This is a genomic window from Streptomyces solitudinis, assembly GCF_036323765.1.
Classification (GTDB): Bacteria; Actinomycetota; Actinomycetes; order Streptomycetales; family Streptomycetaceae; genus Streptomyces.
Genome location: NZ_JAZDCW010000004.1, coordinates 453,773 through 474,295 on the forward strand (window position 1 = coordinate 453,773; position 20,523 = coordinate 474,295).

At 73.8% G+C, this 20,523-nt stretch carries 20 protein-coding genes; 5 read left to right on the forward strand and 15 right to left on the reverse strand.

The features are described from left to right. Window positions 1-4 precede the first annotated feature (4 nt). The gene (gene eat / locus V1J52_RS13350; protein ID WP_443075811.1) at window positions 5-1,486 is read left to right on the forward strand and encodes an ethanolamine permease; all 1,482 of its coding nucleotides are present in this window, start codon (window positions 5-7) and stop codon (window positions 1,484-1,486) included. Between the two features lie 24 nt (window positions 1,487-1,510). Next, on the forward strand, window positions 1,511-2,200 hold the full coding sequence (locus tag V1J52_RS13355; RefSeq protein ID WP_330139951.1) for a gamma-glutamyl-gamma-aminobutyrate hydrolase family protein: 690 nt from the start codon (window positions 1,511-1,513) through the stop codon (window positions 2,198-2,200). Window positions 2,201-2,262: 62 nt separating this feature from the next. Here the strand turns inward: V1J52_RS13355 and V1J52_RS13360 are convergent, their stop codons facing one another. The 3 genes from V1J52_RS13360 to V1J52_RS13370 all read right to left on the reverse strand — a co-directional run bounded on the left by V1J52_RS13360 (window position 2,263) and on the right by V1J52_RS13370 (window position 5,225). After that, a complete protein-coding gene (locus V1J52_RS13360) occupies window positions 2,263-3,009 on the reverse strand; it encodes a helical backbone metal receptor (RefSeq protein WP_330139952.1) in 747 nt (248 codons plus the stop codon). Then, complete coding sequence (locus V1J52_RS13365; protein ID WP_330139953.1) at window positions 3,006-3,491, reverse strand: OsmC family protein; 486 nt, start codon at window positions 3,489-3,491, stop codon at window positions 3,006-3,008. Before V1J52_RS13365 ends, V1J52_RS13360 begins: the two co-directional genes overlap by 4 nt. Window positions 3,492-3,623: 132 nt before the next feature. Continuing rightward, entirely contained in the window at window positions 3,624-5,225 is a 1,602-nt protein-coding gene (locus tag V1J52_RS13370) for a BCCT family transporter (protein ID WP_330139954.1), read from the reverse strand. 1 nt (window position 5,226) lies between these two features. On the opposite strand from V1J52_RS13370, the gene V1J52_RS13375 reads away from it, so the two are divergent. Further along, window positions 5,227-5,379: a hypothetical protein gene (locus tag V1J52_RS13375; protein WP_330139955.1), complete on the forward strand. Its 153-nt coding sequence runs from the start codon at window positions 5,227-5,229 to the stop codon at window positions 5,377-5,379. 210 nt (window positions 5,380-5,589) lie between these two features. Further along, entirely contained in the window at window positions 5,590-6,495 is a 906-nt protein-coding gene (locus V1J52_RS13380) for a 5'-3' exonuclease (RefSeq protein WP_330140112.1), read from the forward strand. Between the two features lie 33 nt (window positions 6,496-6,528). On the opposite strand, the gene V1J52_RS13385 is transcribed toward V1J52_RS13380, so the two are convergent. From V1J52_RS13385 to V1J52_RS13430, 10 genes are all read right to left on the reverse strand, one after another. Then, window positions 6,529-9,336, reverse strand: coding sequence for a DEAD/DEAH box helicase (locus tag V1J52_RS13385; protein WP_330139956.1), 2,808 nt, complete (start codon window positions 9,334-9,336; stop codon window positions 6,529-6,531). 109 nt (window positions 9,337-9,445) lie between these two features. Continuing rightward, window positions 9,446-10,378, reverse strand: coding sequence for a twin-arginine translocase subunit TatC (gene tatC / locus V1J52_RS13390; protein WP_330139957.1), 933 nt, complete (start codon window positions 10,376-10,378; stop codon window positions 9,446-9,448). A gap of 72 nt (window positions 10,379-10,450) precedes the next feature. Beyond that, window positions 10,451-10,729, reverse strand: coding sequence for a Sec-independent protein translocase subunit TatA (tatA, locus tag V1J52_RS13395; protein WP_330139958.1), 279 nt, complete (start codon window positions 10,727-10,729; stop codon window positions 10,451-10,453). 176 nt (window positions 10,730-10,905) lie between these two features. Next, window positions 10,906-11,109, reverse strand: coding sequence for a hypothetical protein (locus tag V1J52_RS13400; protein ID WP_330139959.1), 204 nt, complete (start codon window positions 11,107-11,109; stop codon window positions 10,906-10,908). 110 nt (window positions 11,110-11,219) lie between these two features. Then, complete coding sequence (locus V1J52_RS13405) at window positions 11,220-12,179, reverse strand: helix-turn-helix transcriptional regulator (RefSeq protein WP_330139960.1); 960 nt, start codon at window positions 12,177-12,179, stop codon at window positions 11,220-11,222. A gap of 16 nt (window positions 12,180-12,195) precedes the next feature. Continuing rightward, window positions 12,196-13,152, reverse strand: coding sequence for a helix-turn-helix transcriptional regulator (locus tag V1J52_RS13410; protein WP_330139961.1), 957 nt, complete (start codon window positions 13,150-13,152; stop codon window positions 12,196-12,198). 172 nt (window positions 13,153-13,324) lie between these two features. Beyond that, window positions 13,325-13,696 carry an FKBP-type peptidyl-prolyl cis-trans isomerase gene (locus tag V1J52_RS13415; protein ID WP_330139962.1) on the reverse strand — a complete coding sequence of 124 codons (372 nt, stop codon included), beginning with the start codon at window positions 13,694-13,696 and terminating at the stop codon, window positions 13,325-13,327. Between the two features lie 54 nt (window positions 13,697-13,750). Then, window positions 13,751-14,749, reverse strand: a complete 999-nt coding sequence (locus V1J52_RS13420; RefSeq protein ID WP_330139963.1) for an FKBP-type peptidyl-prolyl cis-trans isomerase — start codon at window positions 14,747-14,749, stop codon at window positions 13,751-13,753. A gap of 104 nt (window positions 14,750-14,853) precedes the next feature. Next, the gene (gene pafA / locus V1J52_RS13425) at window positions 14,854-16,215 is read right to left on the reverse strand and encodes a Pup--protein ligase (protein WP_330139964.1); all 1,362 of its coding nucleotides are present in this window, start codon (window positions 16,213-16,215) and stop codon (window positions 14,854-14,856) included. Window positions 16,216-16,224: 9 nt separating this feature from the next. Beyond that, entirely contained in the window at window positions 16,225-17,505 is a 1,281-nt protein-coding gene (locus tag V1J52_RS13430) for an MFS transporter (RefSeq protein ID WP_330139965.1), read from the reverse strand. Between the two features lie 146 nt (window positions 17,506-17,651). On the opposite strand from V1J52_RS13430, the gene V1J52_RS13435 reads away from it, so the two are divergent. Then, the gene (locus tag V1J52_RS13435; protein ID WP_330139966.1) at window positions 17,652-18,665 is read left to right on the forward strand and encodes a LacI family DNA-binding transcriptional regulator; all 1,014 of its coding nucleotides are present in this window, start codon (window positions 17,652-17,654) and stop codon (window positions 18,663-18,665) included. A gap of 96 nt (window positions 18,666-18,761) precedes the next feature. Here the strand turns inward: V1J52_RS13435 and prcA are convergent, their stop codons facing one another. Continuing rightward, window positions 18,762-19,529 carry a proteasome subunit alpha gene (gene prcA, locus V1J52_RS13440; RefSeq protein ID WP_330139967.1) on the reverse strand — a complete coding sequence of 256 codons (768 nt, stop codon included), beginning with the start codon at window positions 19,527-19,529 and terminating at the stop codon, window positions 18,762-18,764. Window positions 19,530-19,553: 24 nt separating this feature from the next. Next, complete coding sequence (prcB, locus tag V1J52_RS13445) at window positions 19,554-20,399, reverse strand: proteasome subunit beta (RefSeq protein ID WP_330139968.1); 846 nt, start codon at window positions 20,397-20,399, stop codon at window positions 19,554-19,556. Window positions 20,400-20,523 lie beyond the last annotated feature (124 nt).

Consider the following 20,523-nt stretch of genomic DNA (forward strand, 5'->3'; position numbering starts at 1 on the left):
GGAGATGCCCATGGGCGGGGAAACGGCGTCACCGGGCCGCGCCGGGAAGGGGCAGGGGCAGGGGCAGCCGCAGCCGGACGCCTACCTGGCCCGCCGCTCGCTGCGGCGCGGCAGCGCGGGCTGGGTGCTGCTGACCGGGCTCGGTGTCGCCTACGTCGTCTCCGGGGACTACGCGGGCTGGAACTTCGGGCTGGCCGAGGGCGGCTTCGGCGGCCTGGTCATCGCCACGGTGGCGATGGGCCTGATGTACACGTGTCTGGTGTTCTCCCTGGCCGAGCTGTCCGCGATCCTGCCCACGGCGGGCGGCGGCTACGGCTTCGCCCGCCGTGCGCTCGGCCCCTGGGGCGGCTTCCTCACCGGGACGGCCGTCCTCATCGAGTACGTGCTCGCGCCCGCCGCGATCGCGGTGTTCATCGGCGGCTACGTCGAGTCGCTCGGCCTGTTCGGGCTCACCTCCGGGTGGCCCGTCTACCTGGCCTGCTTCGTCCTCTTCACGGGGGTGCACCTGTGGGGCGTCGGGGAGGCGCTGCGGTTCAGCTTCGTGGTCACCGGCATCGCGGTCGCCGCCCTGCTGGTCTTCGCCGCCGGTGCGCTCACCCACTTCGACGCCGCCGGGCTGACCGACGTCGCCGGTGACGCGTCGGCCTTCGGGTCCGGGTCCTGGCTGCCGTACGGCCTGCTCGGGGTGTGGGCGGCCGTCCCCTTCGGCATGTGGTTCTTCCTCGGGGTGGAGGGCGTGCCGCTGGCCGCCGAGGAGACCCGCGACCCGGCCCGCACGCTGCCGCGCGCCATGAGCCTGGCCATCGGCATCCTGGTGCTGCTGGCCCTGCTCACGCTGCTGCCCGCGGCGGGCGCCGCCGGGTCGGACGCCATCAAGGACGCCGACAGCCCGCTCGTCGCCGCGCTGGAGGCGGCGGCGGGCGGTGAGCCGACGGCGCTGAGCCGCCTGGTCAACTACGCGGGGCTCGCCGGGCTGGTGGCGTCGTTCTTCTCCCTCGTCTACGCCGGGTCCCGGCAGCTCTTCGCCCTCTCCCGGGCGGGGTACCTGCCGCGCTTCCTGTCGCTGACCAGCCGCCGCCAGGCGCCGTACCTCGGACTGCTGGTGCCCGGCGCGATCGGCTTCACGCTGGCCGCCGCGACCGGGGACGGGGCGCGGATGCTCAACGTCGCGGTGTTCGGGGCCGCCGTCTCCTACGTGCTGATGTCGCTCTCCCACGTGGTCCTGCGCCGCCGGGAGCCGGGGCTGCACCGCCCCTACCGCACACCCGGCGGGCAGCTCACCTCGTCGGTGGCGCTCGTCCTGGCCTGTCTCGCGGTGGTGGCCACGTTCCTGGTCGACCCGTGGGCGGCCGGGATCGCGCTCGCCCTGTACCTGGTGGCCGCCGCCTACTTCGCCCTCCACTCCCGGCACCGGCTGGTCGCCGCGGCGCCCGAGGAGGAGTTCGCGCTGCTCGCCGAGGCCACGTCCGCACTCGACCGCGACTGACCGCGACACCCCGGGAGGCAACCGGTGCCCGCTCCGCTCATCGGCGTCAGCACCTATCTGGAGGACTCCGTGCGCTGGGGGGTGTGGCACCAGCCCGCGGCGCTGCTGCCCGCCGCCTACCACCGGCTGGTGCAGGGCGCCGGCGCCCTGGCGGCGCTGCTGCCGCCCGATCCGGCACCGGGCGCGGCGGCCGCCGTGGCCGCCCGGGTGGACGCGCTGGTCATCGCGGGCGGCCCCGACGTGGACCCGGCCCGCTACGCCGCCCGGCGCGACCCGCGCACCGGCCCGCCCGCCGGGCGGCGTGACGCGTGGGAGCTGGCGCTGATCGACGCGGCGCTGGCGTCCGGGGTGCCGCTGCTGGGCGTCTGCCGGGGCATGCAACTGCTCAACGTCGCCTTTGGCGGGACGCTGGTGCAGCACCTGGACGGGCACGGCGGGCCGCCCGGCGTCTTCGGCACGCACCGCGTGGCGCCGGTGCCGGGCACCTTGCTGGGGCGCCTGCTGGACGGGCCCGTGGACGTGCCGACCTACCACCACCAGGCCGTCGGCGCCCTCGGCGCCGGGCTGACCGCGAGCGCGCACGCCGCCGACGGCACGGTGGAGGCCGTCGAACGCGCGGGGGGTGACGGGTTCGTGCTGGGCGTGCAGTGGCACCCGGAGGCGGGCACGGACCTGCGGGTCCTGCGCGCGCTGGTCCGCGCCGCCGGCGGCTGAGGCGGCGGGCGGCGCGGACGGCGGCCGGGTGACGGCACGGCCGGGCGGCGGGACGGCGCGGGTCAACCGGGTCCGAGGGCCGCGCGCAGAGCGCGGCCGAGCACGGCGGGGGCCTCGGCCAGCGACGGCCCGTACCAGGTCAGGTGCCGCCCGCTGACCAGGGCCGCGGGCAGCGCGGGAAAGCACTCGGGGCCGTCGTCCGGCGTGAAGCGGTACGGCTCGTCGGGCAGCACCACCAGCTCCGCCCCGCTGCCGGTCAGCGCGGCGAGCGGCACGCGCGGATAGCGCTCGGCGTGGCCGGTGTACAGGTGGCGCACGCCCAGCCGGGCGAGGACGTCCCCGGCGAAGGTGTCGCGGCCCAGCACCATCCAGGGCCTGCGCCAGACGGGCACCACCGCGCGCACGGCCGGGCGCACGGCGTGGGCGGCGGCGTCCCGCCAGGCCGCCTCGGCGTCGTCCAGCCATCCCGGCCGGGCCAGGCCGCAGCCCTCCCCCAGCACCCGCTCCAGCTCGCTGAACGCCTGCGGGAGGCAGCGCACCTCGGTGACGAGGACCGCCAGCCCCGCCTGGCGCAGCGCCGCCAGGTCGGCCGGGCGGTTCTCCTCCTCGTTGGCGAGGACGACGTCGGGCGCGAGGGCGGTGATTCGCGCCGTGTCGGGGTTCTTGGTGCCGCCGACGCGCGCCACCCCGAGCCCGGCCGGGTGGCTGCACCAGTCGGTGGCACCCACCAGCAGGTCCGGGGCCGTCGCGGCCACCGCCTCCGTCAGCGAGGGCACCAGCGACACGACACGGCGCGCACCGGCCGTCACCCGGCGGCGCTCCCGGCCACCGCGACGTGCGGCTCGTACCGCACAGGGAAGCGCACGGAGCGGGCGATGAAGCACCGGCGGCCCGCCTCGGCGTGCAGGGCCCGCGCCGCGTCGGCCATGCCCGCTTCCGCCACCGTCACCCGCGGTCTCAGGACGGCCTCGGTGAACTCGCCGGTGCCGTCGGCGCCCGTCACCATCGTGCCCGTGGGGGCGTCGGTGTAGCCGGTGACCGTCACGCCGCCGGCCGCGCACAGGTGCAGATACCACAGCATGTGGCACTGGGCCAGGGCGGAGACGAGCAGTTCCTCGGGGTTCCACCGGTCGGCGTCCCCCCTGAAGCCCGGGTCGGCGGACCCGGCCAGCGGCGGCTTCCCCGGCGCCGTGACCTCGTGCGCGCGGCTGTAGGCGCGGTAGGCCGACGTGCCCGAGCCGGTGTCGCCGGTCCACTTGAGGTTCAGCTCGTATCGATGGGTGTCCGTCATGGGGCCAGGTTAGGGGAGGGCGCCGGCGTCCCCGCCCACCCGGCCCCGGGGACGCGGCAGCCCCGGGAGCCCGCGCTGTGCGGACCCCGGGGCTGCCGGGCGGCGCGCGTCCGGAGACGGACGGCCGTCAGGTCACCGCTTGCCGCTCCCGGTCCGCTCGTGGCCGGATCCGTCCGACAGGGAGCCGTTCTCCAGGCCCTCCTCGACCGCGGCGACGGCCCGGTCGATGATCCGGTCCTGTGCCTCGCGGCGTTTGGCCGCCAGGTACGCCTGGCGCTCCTGGTGGAAGGACTTCAGGGTGGCCGCGCACATGCCCAGCATGACCACGCTGAACGGCAGCGCGATGATGATCGCCGCTGTTTGCAGCGTGTCCAGGGACGCCGTCCCCGTACCGCTGGCGACCAGCAGCGCGATGGCCACCGCGCCCTCGGCGAACGCCCAGAACACCCGGCTCCACACCGGCGGGTTGGGGTTGCCGCCGGAGGTGAGCATGTCCACCACGTAGGAGCCGGAGTCGGACGACGTCACGAAGAACATCACGATCAGCAGCACCGCGACGCCCGCGACGAAGGCACCGCCCGGCAGGGTGTCCAGCAGCTGGAACAGGGCGCTGTCGGTGCCCACCGCGCCGTCCTCGCCGACGAAGCCGCCCTCGCCGAAGGTCTCCTCGTGCAGGGCCGCACCGCCGAAGACGGCGAACCAGACGAAGGTCAGCAGCGTGGGGACGAGCAGCACGCCGCAGACGAACTCGCGCACCGTGCGGCCCCGGGAGATGCGGGCGATGAAGATGCCCACGAACGGCGCCCAGGAGATCCACCAGCCCCAGTAGAAGACCGTCCACGCCTGCACCCAGGCGGAGCCCTCGTCGCCGTGCGCGGCACCGGTGTCGAAGCTGAGCGCGAGCACGTTCTGCAGGTAGCCGCCGGTGTCCTGCACGAACGTGTCGAGCAGGTACAGCGTCGGGCCGGTGATCAGCACGAACAGCAGGATGAGCGCGGCCACGCCCATGTTGGCGTTGGACAGCCACTTGATGCCCTTGCCGATGCCGGTGACCACCGAGATGACCGCGACGAGCGTGATCCCCACGATGAGGGCGACGAGCAGGCCCTTGTCGCCCGGGTCGTCCGTCCAGCCCTGGAAGTTCAGCCCGGCGGAGATCTGCATCACGCCGAGGCCCAGCGAGGTCGCCACGCCGAACAGGGTGCCGACGACGGCGACGGTGTCGATGACGTCGCCGAGCCAGCCCTTGACGCGCTGTCCGAGCACCGGTTCCAGGGCCCAGCGTATGGAGACGGGGTGGCCCTTGCGGTGCACGGCGTAGGCGACGGCGAGGCCGACGATGGCGTACACCGCCCAGGGGTGCACCCCCCAGTGCAGGAACGTCTGCACCATGGCGAACTCGGCGCGCTCCGCCTGCCCCTCGCCGGTGCCGGGGCGCGGCGCGGCGAAGTGGTTCATCGGCTCGGCCACGCCCCAGAAGACGAGCCCGATGCCCATGCCCGCGGCGAACAGCATCGCCAGCCACGAGCCCATGCCGAACTCCGGCGGCTGGCCCGTCTTGCCGAGCCGGATGTCCCCGTAGCGGCCGATGCCCACCCACAGGGCGAAGATGACGAAGAGGGAGACGATGGCCGTGTAGTACCACCCCAGGCCGCCGACGATCTCGGCCTGCACGGTGGCGATCTGCTCCTGGGCCGATTCGCGGAAGACCGTGGCGTACAGCACGAATCCCACGATGACGACCGTCGACGGCCAGAACACCCGGGGCGCGATCGACGACCGGCCGCCGGGTGTTCCGGACGGCTCTTTCTGCGGTAGGTCCTTCGGCTGTCTCGCCGTCTGCTCAGCGGCCACCAGGTATTACCTCTGTCTCGATCGTGACTCTTGACAACGGGGCACACGGGCCCCGACTTCGCACGCCTGCCCGGCTGGCCCGTGGCCACACATCACGTTCCGGTCTCAGGGGCGGCCGGGCCCGCCGCGGCCCGGAGCCGGGACGGACCGCCGGTCCGCCGGACACCGGGCGGTCCGGTCCGCGGGGCGCCGGCCGGGTGTCCGACCGCTGCGGCATCATCGTCAGGTGACCACGCGACGCCTGATGCTCCTCGACACCGCATCCCTGTACTTCCGCGCCTACTTCGGGGTGCCCGAATCCGTCACCGCGCCGGACGGCACGCCCGTCAACGCGGTGCGCGGGCTGCTGGACTTCATCGCGCGGCTGGTGCACGACCACCGGCCCGACGCGCTGGTGGCCTGCATGGACGCCGACTGGCGGCCGGCCTGGCGGGTCGAGCTGATCCCCTCCTACAAGGCGCACCGGGTCGCCGAGGAGACGCCGGAGGGCCCGGACGCCGAGGTCGTGCCGGACACGCTAGCCCCCCAGGTGCCCGTCATCGAGGAGGTCCTCGACGCGCTGGGCATCGCCCGCGCCGAGGCCGCCGGTTACGAGGCCGACGACGTCATCGGCACCCTCACCCACCGCGCGGACGGCCCGGTCGACATCGTCACCGGGGACCGGGACCTCTTCCAGCTCGTGGACGACGCCCGCGGGGTGCGTGTGCTCTACCCGGTGAAGGGCATGGGGACGCTCGCGGCCTTCGACGGCGCGGCGCTGCGCGCCAAGTACGGGGTGGACGGCGCCGGTTACGCCGACCTGGCGCTGCTGCGCGGGGACCCGAGCGACGGGCTGCCCGGCGTCGCGGGCATCGGCGAGAAGACGGCCGCCAAGCTCATCGCCGCGTACGGCGGCCTGCCGGGCATCCTGGCCGCCGTGGAGGACCCGCGCTCCGGCCTGACGCCCGCTCAGCGGCGCCGCCTGGCGGAGGCCCGCCCCTACCTGGCGGTGGCGCCCACGGTGGTGCGGGTGGCCGACGACGTCCCGCTGGCCGGGCAGGACGCCACGCTGCCCCGCGCCCCGAAGGACCCGCGGCGGCTGGCGGAGCTGGCCGGGCGCTGGGGCCTGGGCGGCTCGCTGCAACGCCTGCTGGCCGCGCTGCCCCGGTGACGCGCGGCCCGGCGGGGCCGGCGCCGCCGGGCCTCATCCCAGGGAGGAGTACGCCACGACGCCCCGCAGCATCTCGTCCACCGCCTTGCGGGCGCCGCGCCGCACGGTGCTGCCCTCCGGCGCGGCGGCGGCGAGCTGCCCGAGCACGTCCACGACCTGCTTGCACCAGCGCACGAAGTCACCGGCGGGCATCTCCGCCTCCCGGAGCACCGCGTCAAGGTTCTCCCCCTCGGCCCAGCGGTACACGGGCCAGGCGAAGCCGAGGTCCGGTTCGCGCTGGCCCACCCCCTCGCTCTGGCTGACGCCGTGGTCCTCCTCCAGGGCGTCCAGCCTGCCCCAGATGCGGACCATCTCGCCCAGCGCCGCCTTCGCCCGGCCGCCGGGGAGGTGCGGCGGCAACGCGTCGTCGGGTGTGCGCGCCTCATAGACCAGCGCCGAGGCGCAGGCCGCCAGTTCGGCCGGTTTCAGGCCCTCCCACACGCCTTCGCGCAGGCACTCGGCGGCCAGCAGGTCCAGCTCGCCGTAGAGCCGGGCCAGCCGCCTGCCGTCCTCGGTCGCCGCGTCGCCGCGCAGGTAGCCCAGGGCCGACAGCAGCGCGTAGACCCGGTCGAAGGTGCGGGCGATGGTGTTGGTACGCCCCTCGATCCGGCGTTCGAGCTGCCGGGTGTCGCGGCGCAGCCGGTGGTACCGCTCCGCCCAGCGGGCGTGGTCCTCGCGTTCGTCGCAGCCGTGGCAGGGGTGGGCCCGGATCTCGGCGCGCAGCCGGCTGATCCGCTCGTCGTCCGCGGCGGCGGCCCGCTGCCGCCTGCGGCGGTGCGGCGGTCCCTCGTACGCGGCGCCGCCCGCCTTAGTGCGCAGCGCGGAGGCCAGGTCGCGGCGGGACTGCGGGCTGCGCGCGTTGAAGGACTTCGGGATGCGCATCCGCTCCACGGGCTCGACGGGGACCGGGAAGTCCACCCCGGCCAGCCGCTTGACCTGCCGCTGCGCGGTGAGCACCAGCGGGCGCGGCCCGTCGTGGTGGTCCAGGCCCCGGTGCCCGGTGCTGCGTCCGGCGGGCAGGCCCGGGTCCAGCACGAGCGCCAGCCCCGCGAACTTGCCCGTGGGCACGTGGATGATGTCGCCCGGCCGGAGCTTCTCCAGGGCGGCGGCGGCCTGGGCACGGCGCTGGGCGACGCCCTGCTTGGCCAGCTCCGTCTCCCGCTCCCCGAGGTCGCGGCGGAGCCGGGCGTACTCCTCGAAGTCCCCGAGGTGGCAGGTCATGGCGGCCTTGAAGCCCTCCAGGCCCTCCTCGTTCTTCTGCACCTGCCGGGAGACGCCGACGACGGAGCGGTCCGCCTGGAACTGCGCGAAGGAGGTCTCCAGCAGCTCCCGGGAGCGGTGCCGTCCGAACTGCTCGACCAGGTTGACGGCCATGTTGTAGGACGGCTTGAAGGAGGAGCGCAGCGGATACGTCCGCGTTCCGGCCAGGCCCGCGAGGGCGCCCGGGTCCATGCCGCGCTGCCACAGCACCACCGCGTGGCCCTCGATGTCGATGCCGCGGCGCCCGGCGCGCCCGGTGAGCTGGGTGTACTCGCCGGGCGTGATGTCGGCGTGCTGCTCGCCGTTCCACTTGACGAGCTTCTCCAGCACCACGGAGCGGGCGGGCATGTTGATGCCGAGGGCGAGCGTCTCGGTGGCGAACACGGCCTTCACCAGGCCCTGCACGAACAGCTCCTCGACGACCTCCTTGAACCTGGGCAGCATCCCGGCGTGGTGGGCGGCGATGCCCCGCTCCAGACCCTCCAGCCACTCGAAGTACCCGAGGACGTGCAGGTCCTCGTCGGGGATCTCCGCGGTGCGCCGCTCCACGAGCTCCCGCACCCGGGTGCGGGCCGCGGCGTCGTTGAGCCGCAGCCCGGCGGCCAGGCACTGCTGGACCGCCGCCTCGCAGCCCGCGCGGCTGAAGATGAAGGTGATGGCGGGCAGCAGCCCCTCGGCGTCCAGCCGGTCGATGACCTCGGGACGGCTCGGAATCCAGATCCGGCGCCGCTCGCGGCGCTCCCGTTCCCGGTCGGCCTCCCGCTTGGGCCGCCGCCGGTCGCGCGGGCCCGTGGCGCTGTTCTCCATCCGGGCCATGCGCACCAGGTCCGGGTTGACCTCGCGCCGCCCGCCCTTCTCCTCGAACAGGTCGTACATGCGCCGCCCCGCCAGCACGTGCTGCCACAGCGGCACCGGACGGTGCTCGGAGACGATGACCCGGGTGTCGCCGCGCACGGTGTCCAGCCAGTCGCCGAACTCCTCGGCGTTGGAGACCGTCGCGGACAGCGACACCAGCGTCACCGAGTCGGGGAGGTGGATGATCACCTCCTCCCACACCGCGCCGCGGAAGCGGTCGGAGAGGTAGTGCACCTCGTCCATCACCACGTAGCCCAGGCCGCGCAGCGTCTGCGACCCGGCGTAGAGCATGTTCCGCAGGACCTCGGTGGTCATCACGACCACCGGCGCCTCGGCGTTGACGCTGTTGTCACCGGTCAGCAGGCCGACCCGCTCCGCGCCGTAGCGCTTGGCGAGATCGGCGAACTTCTGGTTCGACAGCGCCTTGATCGGGGTGGTGTAGAAGCACTTGCGGCCCTGGGTGAGAGCCAGGTGGACGGCGAACTCGCCGACGATCGTCTTGCCGGAACCCGTTGGCGCGGCGACCAGCACGCCCTTCCCGTCTTCCAGGGCGCGGCAGGCGTCGAGCTGGAAGGGGTCGAGGTCGAACTCGTACATCTCGCGGAAGGGCGCCAGGGCGGTGGCCTGCTCGGCGGCCCGGTGGCGAGCGGCGGCGTAGCGCTCAGCTGGGGACATGTCCTCGGTCATCGTGCCGTCGAGCCTACCGGCCGGGTGCGACACCGCACGATCATTTCCCCGTGCGGCCCTTCGGCCCGGCCCCGCCGCCGCCCGCCGTCCCGCCCCGCCGGGCGGCGGCTCACGTCGCGTCGTCGAACCCGCCTCGCCGCGGTGCCGGGGAGCCGTCGGACTGCTCGGGCAGCAGGGGCCCGGCGGAGACCGTCTCGGGCGTGAGGTCCAGCTCGGACGCCTCGTCGTCGTCCAGATCGGCGTCCGGGTCGCTCGCGGCCCTGCGGCGGTCGTTGATCAGCGCGAAGCCCGTCGCGCCGAAGTAGAGGACCGTGATGGGGACGGCCAGCACGAGCATGGAGAGCGGGTCGGTGGGGGTGACCATCGCGGCGAACACGGAGATGCACATCACCATGGCGCGCCACCAGCCCAGCATGCGCTTGCCGCTGAGGACTCCGCCGAGGTTGAGCAGGATGAGCACCAGTGGCAGCTGGAAGGCCAGGCCGAAGGCGAGGACCAGCTTCACCGAGATGTCGATCATGTCGTCGACGGTGACGAGGTTCGTGGAGCCGTCGAGGCTGAAGCCCAGCAGCACGGGGATGGCGTGCGGCAGCAGCCAGTGCGCCAGCGCCGCGCCGGTCAGGAAGAGCGGGGTGCCGAAGGCGACGGTGGACAGCGCGTACTTCTTCTCGCTGCGGTGCAGTCCGGGCGCGAGGAACGCCCAGAACTGGTAGAGCCACACCGGCGCGGCCGTGACCACCGCGGTGAGCAGGGCCACCTTCACGTACGTCGTGAACGGGGAGGTGAGCCCCATCTGGGAGAGCGTCGCGCAGCGTTCGCCCGCCTCCCTCGCCTCGGCCAGTTCGGCGTCCGTCCGGCAGATGGGCAGCGGTTCGGTGATGAACTCGCCGATGTCCTTGGCGTAGAACATCGCGACGATCAGCAGCGGCACGATGGCCAGCAGCGACTTGACCAGCCGGTTGCGCAGCTCACGCAGGTGTTCCACCAGGGGCATCCGCCCCTCGGGGTCCTTGGCTGCCTTGGTGCGGGCGGACTTGAGCAACCCACGTCCTCATCTCATGGGGCGGCCCGCTCAGCGCGCGGCTGCCGCTTGCCTGCGGTGAAAGCCCGGGGGTCAGCCCTGGGTGGTGCGCTTGGGCTCCTCGACGGGGCGGGAGCTGGTCACGTCACCGGGGGCGGCCTGGATGGTACGGGGAGCCGTGCTCTCGGCCGCGCCGTCCCGCTCCTCGTCCTCGGACTTGCCGTCCTTCTTCATCGCGGACGTCTCGCTCTTGAGGATGCGCAGGGACTTGCCCAGGGCGCGGGCCGTGTCGGGCAGGCGCTTGGCACCGAAGAGCAGCACGACCAGGCCGATGATGATCACGAGCTGCCAGATGCCGATGTTACCGGGCATGTGAGTGCCTACCTTCTCGCCGAGACCGCAAGGGACGTTCCGGTTGCGGGCCGTGGTGATCTGTATCCAGCGCCGCACGAGGGACCATCGTAACGCTCAGGGGTAAACGTGCGGCAATGCCTCGGAAGCGGCCTGGTAGCCGTTCGGTCCGGCGGCCCGGCGGCCGGCCCGCCCGCTCAGCCGCGTCCCGCCGATCCGGCGCGGGCCGCGAGCGGCCCGGCCGCCCGCTCCAGCTCCTCGGTGGCCCGGGTGATGCGTTCCGCGCTGTCCCCCACCGCGCGGGACAGCCGGCGGACCTCGACGGCCACCCGGACGGCGAGCACCCCCAGCACGACGGTTCCGCTGAAGGCGAGCGCGAGGAAGACCATGGGCCACAGCATGCGGGTGAGCGTAGTCCACCGCCCGCGGGCACCGGTCCACCGGCGCCGGGGCGCGCACCCGCCCGACGGCCGCCGGGCGGCGCGCGCTCAGTCTCCCGGGCGGCGCGCCCTCAGTGCCCGTACCCGGCCAGGGCCTCCCGGGCGGCCTGCCGCGCGTGCCCGGCCAGCTCGGCGGGGGCGGTGATCCGGCCGTCGGCGCCCAGCCGCAGCGCCAGACGGCGCAGGGAGGCCGGGTCGGGGGTGCGCAGCGTGATGCGCAGTCCCCCGTCGGGCAGTTCCTCGGCGCTGTCGTGCGGCCAGTACTCGGCCACCCACCGCCCGCGCGGCCCGACCTCGACGACGACCTCCGGGTCCTCGGCGGCCGGCTGCACCAGCCCCGCCGACAGGTCGCGCGGGGTGACGGGCGGCGGGTCGGCCGGTTCGTCCAGCAGCCGGATCTCGGCCACCCGGTCCAGCCGGAACGTGCGCCGGGCCTCCGAGAGCCGGCACCACGCCTCCATGTAGGTGTGGCCGAGGACGAAGAGGCGGATCGGGTCGACCTCCCGTTCGGTCAGCTCGTCGCGGGCCGGGGAGTAGTAGCGCAGCCAGATGCGGCGGCGTTCGGCCATCGCCCGGTCGACGTCGGCGAACACCCCGCCCTCGGACTCGAAGGTGACCGAGAGCCGGGAGCTGGCGCGGGCGTTCTCGCCCGCCGCCTCCTCCAGCTTGGCCGACGCCCGCAGCAGCGCGTCGCGGTCGCCCTCGCGCAGTCCCGGCAGGGTGGCGACGGCGCGCGCGGCCACCAGCAGCGCGGTGGCCTCGTCGGCGGCGAGCCGCAGCGGCTGCCCGGTGGAGTCCACCGCGTCGGCGTTGTGCCACCAGATGTGCTCGCCGTCGGTGTCGATGTCCAGCAGGTCGCCGCCGCGGAAGCTGGTGCCGCACATGGGGAGCACCTGGAGGTCGGCGGTCAGCTCGTCCGGGGTGATGCCGAAGGCGCGGGCCACCTCGTCCACCCGGGCGCCGGGGCGCTCGCGCAGGTAGGTGACCAGCGAGAGCATCCGCCGGGTCTGGTCGATGGCGTTGACTGCCATGTGTGGTGAACCCCCCTCAGCCCTTGGCCACGGCACGCAGCCGGTCGATGACGTCGGCGCGCAGCTCGGCGGGCTCCAGGACGACGACGTCGGGCCCGAACTCGGCGAGCCAGGCGTCCAGTCCGTGTCCGTACGGGATCTCCAGCTCGTCCCACCCCTCCCCCGCCGGGCGCACGTCCAGCGCGCGCGCCCGCAGCGGGTAGCCGGAGCCGCGGCGCAGCCGGATGCGGGCGCTCGCGGTGGCGTTCTCCCCGGCGAAGCGCTCGACGGTCTCGCGCACCCGGACCTGGTCGGGCACCGGCGCCGTGTAGGCACCGGCCCGGGAGCGCACCGGGCCGGTGATCCGCGAGAGGCGGAAGACCCGCTCGGCCTGCCGGTCGCGGTCCCAGCCCGCCAGGTACCAGTGGCCGCGCCAGCACTCCAGCGTCCACGGTTCGACGTGCCGCTTGACGGCCCGTGCCTCGTTGGACCTGCGGTAGTGGAAGACGACGGGACGGCGGTCGCGGCAGGCCAGCATGAGCGGCTCGAACGCGGCGTCGGTGGCCGGGATGCGCGGTTCCAGGGCGCTGAGCGGCCCGTACGCCTCCTCCTCGGCCAGCGGCATGCCCGCGGCCCGGAGCTTTTGCAGGGCGCCGCTCGCCGCCCCGGCGAGCCGGGCCTGCTGCCACACCCGTGCGGCCAGGCCCAGGGCGGCGGCCTCGGCCGGGTCCAGGGTGATGGGCGGGAGCTGGTTGAGGTCCCGGCGGGCCTGGTAGGCGGCCTCGCCGTCCACGTTCTCGGCCGTGTCGATGATCAGGCCGAGTTCCCGCAGGTCGTCCTTGTCCCGCTCGAACATGCGGTTGAAGGCGTCGTCGCTCGCGGCTTCGAGGTAGGCCTCGATGGAGGCGCGCAGCTCCCGCTTGGTGAGCGGGCGCCGCGTCCCGAGCAGGCACAGCGCCAGGTTCATGAGCCGCTCGGCCTTGGCAATGGCCATCGACGCCCTCTCTTCTTCCCCGTCCCCGAGCGCTGACCGTACCGCTGGTGACCAGCGCGGACCAAACGCGTTCGGGCCCCGCGCCACACGGCGCGGGGCCCGGCGCCGCGGGGCGGCGCGGCGGTCCGCCCGGCGGCCGCCGGTGGTGTGCCGACGGCCGCCGGGCGGCCGCTCAGACGGCGACGAGGTCGCAGACGAAGATCAGGGTCTCGTTGGGCTTGATCCGGCCGCCCGCGCCCTGCTCGCCGTAGGCGAGGTGCGGCGGGATGGTCAGCCGGCGCCGGCCGCCGACCTTCATGCCCTGCACACCGCGGTCCCAGCCGGGGATGACCTGGCCGACGCCGAGCTGGAACTGGAGCGGCTTGCCGCGGTTCCAGGAGGCGTCGAACTCCTCGCCGGTGCTGAAGGAGACACCCACGTAGTGCACGGAGACGGTGTTCCCGGCCTCGGCGACCTGGCCCTCGCCCTCCCAGATGTCCTCGATCGTCAGGTCGGCCGGCGGCTCGCCCTCGGGGAAGTCGACCTCGGGCTTGTCGATGTTCACGAAACTGCTCCTCATGGACTGTGTACGGGCGGCGTGGTGCGGACGGCGGCCCGTCTAGACAACGGCGAGGATGTCCACGCTGAACACGAGGGTCGCGCCGCCGGGGATCTCGTTCTGCCCGCTCTCACCGTAACCCAGGTCCGGAGGTACGACGATCATGACGCGACTGCCCACCTTCTTGCCCGTGAGCCCGCGCGACCAGCCCTCGACGACGCCGTCCAGACCGAACTGGGCGAGCTGGCCGCGCCCGTAGGTGGAGTCGAACTCCTTGCCGCCGTCCCACAGGACGCCCTTGTACTGGACGAGGACGGCGTCCGTCGACTCGACCTCGGCCCCGTCGCCCTCGATGACGTAGTCGGCGACCAGGTCCTTCGGCGGCTGGCCGCCGGGCAGCTCGATGGCGGGGGCCGCGCCGTCGGTGTTGGTCCCCACGGTGGGCAGGGCGTCGTCGTCCTGCGGCTTCTCCTCGCCCTGCGCCGAGCTCTTGCCGTTGAAGGTGCCGACGACGTCGATGACGAAGACGAGGGTGTCGTCGCCCTCGATGCCCGCCTGCGGCTGGCCCTGCTCGCCGTACCCGTAGGCCGGGGGCACCCCCAGCTCGATGCGGCTGCCGGCCTTCTTGCCGACGAGCACCTGGTCCCAGGCCGGGATGAGCTGCCCGATGCCGATCTGGAAGACGGACGCCTTGCCCCGCTCGAAGGAGCTGTCGAAGACCTTGGCGGTGTCCCAGATCTGGCCGAGGTAGTTGAACTGGAGGTAGTCGCCCTTGGCCACCGTGGCACCGGTACCGGCGGTGAGCACCTGGACGGCGATGTCGGAGGACGGCTCGCCCTGGCCCTTGGCGACGGTGGGCGCCTCCCCGAACGCCTTGCCCTCGGTGATCTCCGGGAGCGGCCCGTCGACGATCTTCCCGGTGGGCGCGGCCTGCGGGCTCTGCGGCGGCTGCGTGGCTTCCACGCTCTCTTCGGCGTCAGCGCCCTCTCCTTCGCCGCCGCAGGCGGCGAGGGTGAGCAGACCGGCGGGGAGAGCAAGGAGTACGGATCGTCGTCGCACGTCGTCCTCGTTCGGGTCGGGGGGTGAATGGCAGTGCGCGCCACTCTACGGGCTGCCCCGGCCGCGCACCCATGGCCTGCGCGGCCGGAGCGGCACCCGCCCCCTCACATCCCGGCGATCAGCTTCTCCACCCGCTCGTCCACCGAGCGGAACGGGTCCTTGCACAACACCGTCCGCTGCGCCTGGTCGTTGAGCTTGAGGTGGACCCAGTCGACTGTGAAGTCCCGGCGCTGCTCCTGGGCCCGGCGGATGAAGTCGCCGCGCAGCCGTGCCCGGGTGGTCTGCGGCGGCACGGACTTGCCCTGGAAGATCTTGAGGTCGTTGCAGACCCGCTTGGCGCGCCCGCTGCGCTCCAGCAGGTAGTACAGCCCGCGCCTGCGGTGGATGTCGTGGTAGGCGAGGTCTATCTGCGCGACCCTGGGGTGCGACATGGTGATGTTGTGCTTGGCCCGGTAGCGGTCGAGGAGCTGGTACTTCATCACCCAGTCGATCTCGGTGTTGACCCGGTCCAGCTCCTGGGTGCGGACGGCCTCCAGGGTGCGGCCCCACAGCTCCAGGACCTGCTCCACGACGCCGGTGCGGATGCCGCGCCGGTCGCAGAAGTCGGCCGCCTTGTCGAAGTACTCCTGCTGGACCTCCAGCGCGGACGCCTCACGGCCGCTGGCCAGGCGCACCTTGCGCTGGCCGGTGATGTCGTGGCTGACCTCGCGGATCGCCCGGATCGGGTTCTCCAGGGTGAGGTCGCGCATGACCGTGCCCGCCTCGATCATGCGCAGCACCAGGTCGGTGGCGCCGACCTTGAGCAGCATCGTCGTCTCGGACATGTTGGAGTCGCCGACGATGACGTGGAGACGGCGGTACCGCTCGGCGTCGGCGTGCGGCTCGTCCCGGGTGTTGATGATCGGCCGGGAGCGGGTGGTGGCCGAGCTGACCCCCTCCCAGATGTGCTCGGCGCGCTGGCTGACGCAGTAGACGGCGCCGCGCGGCGTCTGGAGGACCTTGCCCGCGCCGCAGATGAGCTGCCGCGTGACGAGGAAGGGGATGAGGACGTCCGCGAGCCGGGAGAACTCCCCGTGCCGGGCCACCAGGTAGTTCTCGTGGCAGCCGTAGGAGTTGCCCGCCGAGTCGGTGTTGTTCTTGAACAGGTAGACGTCGCCGGCGATGCCCTCCTCGTGCAGCCGGCGCTCGGCGTCGACCAGCAGCCCTTCCAGGATGCGTTCACCCGCCTTGTCGTGGGTGACCAGCTCGATCAGGTCGTCGCACTCGGGAGTGGCGTACTCGGGGTGCGAGCCCACGTCGAGGTAGAGGCGGGCGCCGTTGCGGAGGAAGACGTTGCTGCTGCGGCCCCATGACACGACACGGCGGAAGAGGTACCGCGCCACCTCGTCAGGGGACAGGCGCCGCTGCCCCCGAAACGTACATGTGACGCCGTACTCGTTCTCCAGCCCGAAGATTCGGCGGTCCATGAGTGAACATTACGCCTGATGCCCGGTTCTGAAACCGGGTTCGGCGGCCCCGTTCCGATCATTTTCCCCCAGCGTGACCGGCGCGGATGCCGGGTCCGGCTCCTCGCGGGGCCGTGCCATCGCGCGGCGCGTCAGCAGCAGCACGGCCAGCGCCGCGAACCCGGCGGCCCCCGGCACGGCGAATCCGCCCGCCGGGCCGCCGCCCTCGATGGCCGGGCCGACCACGGCGGTGCCCAGCGCCGCGCCGACGCCGAAGACGGTCACCAGCCAGGAGAACGCCTCGGTGACGGTGCCGCGCGGCGCGTGCCGGTCCACGACGACGAAGGCGCACGTCAGGGCCGGGGCCAGGAAGAGACCGGCGACGCAGGCGAGCACCGTCATGGCGACCGCGCCCGGCACCAGGACGAGCGGCAGGTAACCGGCGGCGAGCAGGCCGATGAGCAGCCGCAGCCGTGCCTCCGGCACGCCGGGCCAGGGGCGGGCACCGTAGGCGAGTCCGCCGACCAGCGCCCCGAACCCGATTCCGGACATGATCAGGGCGTAGACGAGGTCGGCGTGCCCCTGGGCCCGCTCGTCGGCGTAGGCGACCGCCGCCACGGTGATGGAGCCGAGCGCGATGCCCACGCACAGGAAGGAGCCGAGCAGGGCCAGCAGTCCCGGGGAGCGCAGTGCGCCGAGCCAGTGCGCCTCGCGCGGGGCGCTGCGCCAGGCGCGGGAGGGCCGGGAGACGGCGACGGACAGCGCGCCCAGCACCCCGACGGCGTTGACGGCGAGCAGTGCCCCGGCCTCGGACCACACCGCGACGGCCGCCGTGACCAGCAGCGGGCCGACCGTGAACATGACCTCCTGGGCGACCGAGTCCAGCGCGTAGGCGGTGTGGACCTGGTCCTTGCGGCCCAGCACGCTGGGCCACAGCGCCCGCAGCCCGCCCTCCAGCGGCGGGGTGGCGATCCCGGCGACGAGGACGGCGGCCGCCGCCACGGGCAGCGGCTCGATGCCCGTGGCGGCGAAGGCGGCCATGCCCAGGGCGGAGACGACGGCCGCGGGCAGCATGACCTTCGGCTGTCCGTAGAGGTCCACCGCCCGGCCCAGCAGGGGCTGCCCGAGCGCCGTGGCCAGGCCGTAGACGGTGGCCAGCACTCCGGCGAGCGTGTAGCTGGCGCCCTCGGACCGGGCGAAGAGGACGATGGCGATGTGCGCGGTGGCGTTCGGCAGCCGCCCGACGAGCGTCCCCGCCAGGAGCCGGGCCGCGTGCCGGGCGCGCAGCAGTTCGGCGTAGCCCGTTGCCATGCGACGGCTCCTTCGTCAGGCAGTTTTACGTATAACGTGGCGGATCATACGTACCATGTGCCCAGTCCGCCCGTCCATTCCGTTCCGTCCGCGCCCGGCCCGCGCCGCCCGCGTACCGGACGCCCCCGGGAGAGAGAACGCACGCCGTGACCACCGCCCGACCCCGGCCCACCAGCCGCGACGTGGCCCGCGCGGCGGGCGTCTCCCAGGCCACCGTCTCACTCGTGCTGGGCGGCAAGTGGCACGGCCGCGTCTCCCCCGGCACCGCCGAGACCGTGCGGGCCGCCGCACGGGACCTGGGCTACCGGCCCAACCTCACCGCCCGCAGCCTGCGCCTGGGCCGCACCCGCACCGCGCTGCTCGTCGTACCGGCGCTCACCAACGAGTTCTTCGCCCGCGTGTACGCCGGCGCCGCCCGCGTGGCCGCCGAGCACGACGCCGGGGTGGTGCTCTACCCCTCCCCCGAGGGCACCGGACCGGCCCGCGACCCCTTCGAGTCCGCCCGGTCCGCGCTCGACGGCGTCATCGCCTCCTCCATGGCCGCCGACGCGCTCGGCGCCCTGCACGACGGCGGGCTGCCCCTGGTCATGCTCGACAGCAACCCGAAGGCGCCGTCCGCCGCGGCGACCGTCAACCTCGACCTGGCCGACGGCATGCGGCAGACCGCCGGCCACCTGCTGGGCCTCGGTCACCGCCGGATCACCCACCTGAGCGCGGGTGTGGACAGCTGGACGTTCGACGTGCGCGCCCGCGCGCTGGACGCGGCCCTGTCCGGCGTGCCGGACGTCGCGGCGGAGCGCGTCGCGGCGGACGAGCTGAGCGTGGCCGGAGGCGTACGGGCGGCCGGGCGGGCGCTGTCCGCGGCCCCGGCGCCCACCGCCCTGGTGTGCGACGACGACCTGCTGGCCGCGGGCGCCTGCAAGGCCGCCAGACGGCTGGGCCTGCGCGTGCCCGAGGACGTCTCCGTCACCGGTTTCGACGACCTCGCGCTGGCCACCGCCGTGGAGCCCGAACTGACCACCGTGCGGCTGCCCGCCGAGGAGGTCGGCGCGGCCGGGATGCGCGCGCTGGTCTCCGTGCTCGACGGCCGGGCCGCGCGGACGACGACGCTTCCGGTGACGCTGGTCGTCCGGGGCTCCACCGCGCGCCCCGGCGGCTGAGCCGGCCGCACGGCCGGGGCCCCGGCGGGCGCACCGGCCCGCCGGGGCCCCGGCACCGCTCGCGGCACGGCCGCCCGGCCCGGGGGCCGCCGCTGTTCAGTCCTGTGCGCCGTCCTCGTCCCCGGGGCCGTCCGCCGATGCGGCCGGGCCCGCGGCGCCGTCCGGCGCGTTCTCCAGCAGCCGGGAGAGCTGGCGCCCGAGCACCCGCTTGAACTTGCGCTGCTGCGGACGCGTGCGGTCCAGGACCGCCACCTCCAGCTGGTCGGCGGTGAGCGTGCGCTCGCCGCCGTTGTTGTCCCGGGTGAGGGCCTCCACGGCCAGCCGCAGCGCCTCGCCCAGCGTCATGTCGTCCCGCTGGCGCTCGCTAAGGTAGCTGCCGATCTGGTCGGAGTTGCCGCCCACCGCGACGGAGCCGTGCTCGTCGACGATGGAGCCGTCGTGCGGGAGGCGGTAGATCTGGTCGTCCTGCGGCGCGGGACCGACCTCGGCGACGATCAGCTCGACCTCGTACGGCTTCTCGCCGGCGCTGGAGAAGATGGTGCCCAGCGTCTGCGCGTACACGTTGGCCAGGCCCCGGGCGGTGACGTCGGCCCGGTCGTAGGTGTACCCGCGCAGGTCCGCGTAGCGGACACCGCCGATGCGCAGGTTCTCGAACTCGTTGTACTTGCCGACCGCGGCGAACGCGATGCGGTCGTAGATCTCGCTCACCTTGTGCAGGGCGCGCGAGGGGTTCTCCGCGACGAACACGATGCCGTCGGCGTACTGCAGCACCACCACGCTGCGGCCGCGCGCGATGCCCTTGCGGGCGTACTCGGCGCGGTCCGCCATGGCCTGCTGGGGTGAGACATAGAACGGCGTGGACACCGGCGTTCCCGTTCCTTCCTGGGCTTAGAGAACCGGGGCCTGCGGCCCGTCGGGGTGCTGCAGGCGGCCTTCGTGGACGGCTCGGGCGATGTCGGACACCTCGTTCTCACCGAGCCTGCGGTAGCCCTCATCGGTGATGACGGTGACCACCGGGTAGATGCGCCGCACCAGGTCCGGGCCGCCGGTGGCCGAGTCGTCGTCGGCGGCGTCGTACAGCGCCTGGACCACGACCGTCCGCGCCTGCTCCTCGGTCATGCCCTCGCGGTAGAGCTTCTTCAGCGAGCCGCGCGCGAAGACCGAGCCGGAGCCGACCGCGGCGAAGCCCAGCTCCTCGGAGCGGCCACCGGTGATGTCGTAGGAGAAGACCCGGCCCTTGCCGCGCTCGCCGTCGTACCCGGCGAACAGCGGGACGACGGCCAGCCCCTGCATCGCCATGCCCAGGTTGCTGCGGATCATCGTGGAGAGCCGGTTGGCCTTGCCCTCCAGGGAGAGCTGGGCGCCCTCGACCTTCTCGAAGTGCTCCAGCTCCAGCTGGAACAGCCTGACCATCTCGACGGCCAGTCCCGCGGTGCCGGCGATGCCGACGGCCGAGTACTCGTCGGCGGGGAAGACCTTCTCGATGTCGCGCTGCGCGATCATGTTGCCCATCGTGGCCCGGCGGTCGCCGGCGAGCACCACGCCGCCGGAGAACGTCGCCGCGACGATGGTGGTGCCGTGCGGTGCCTCGACGGCGCCCTGCACCGGCGGCAGCGGACGCCTGCCCGGCAGCTGGTCCGGCGCGTGCTCGGCCAGGAAGTCCATGAAGGAGGACGAGCCGGGCGTCAGGAAGGCAGCCGGCAGACGCCCGGTGCTACGAGTGTTGGCTTCCACGCGTTTCCTTCCGGTAGGCGGTCGCCCGACGCGGGGCATCGGGACCATCTCTCAACGTGCCGAGTGCCGCGTCGCCCGTCGACGCACGGCACTCCCGGACCTTACCCGCCACATGATCGTGAAC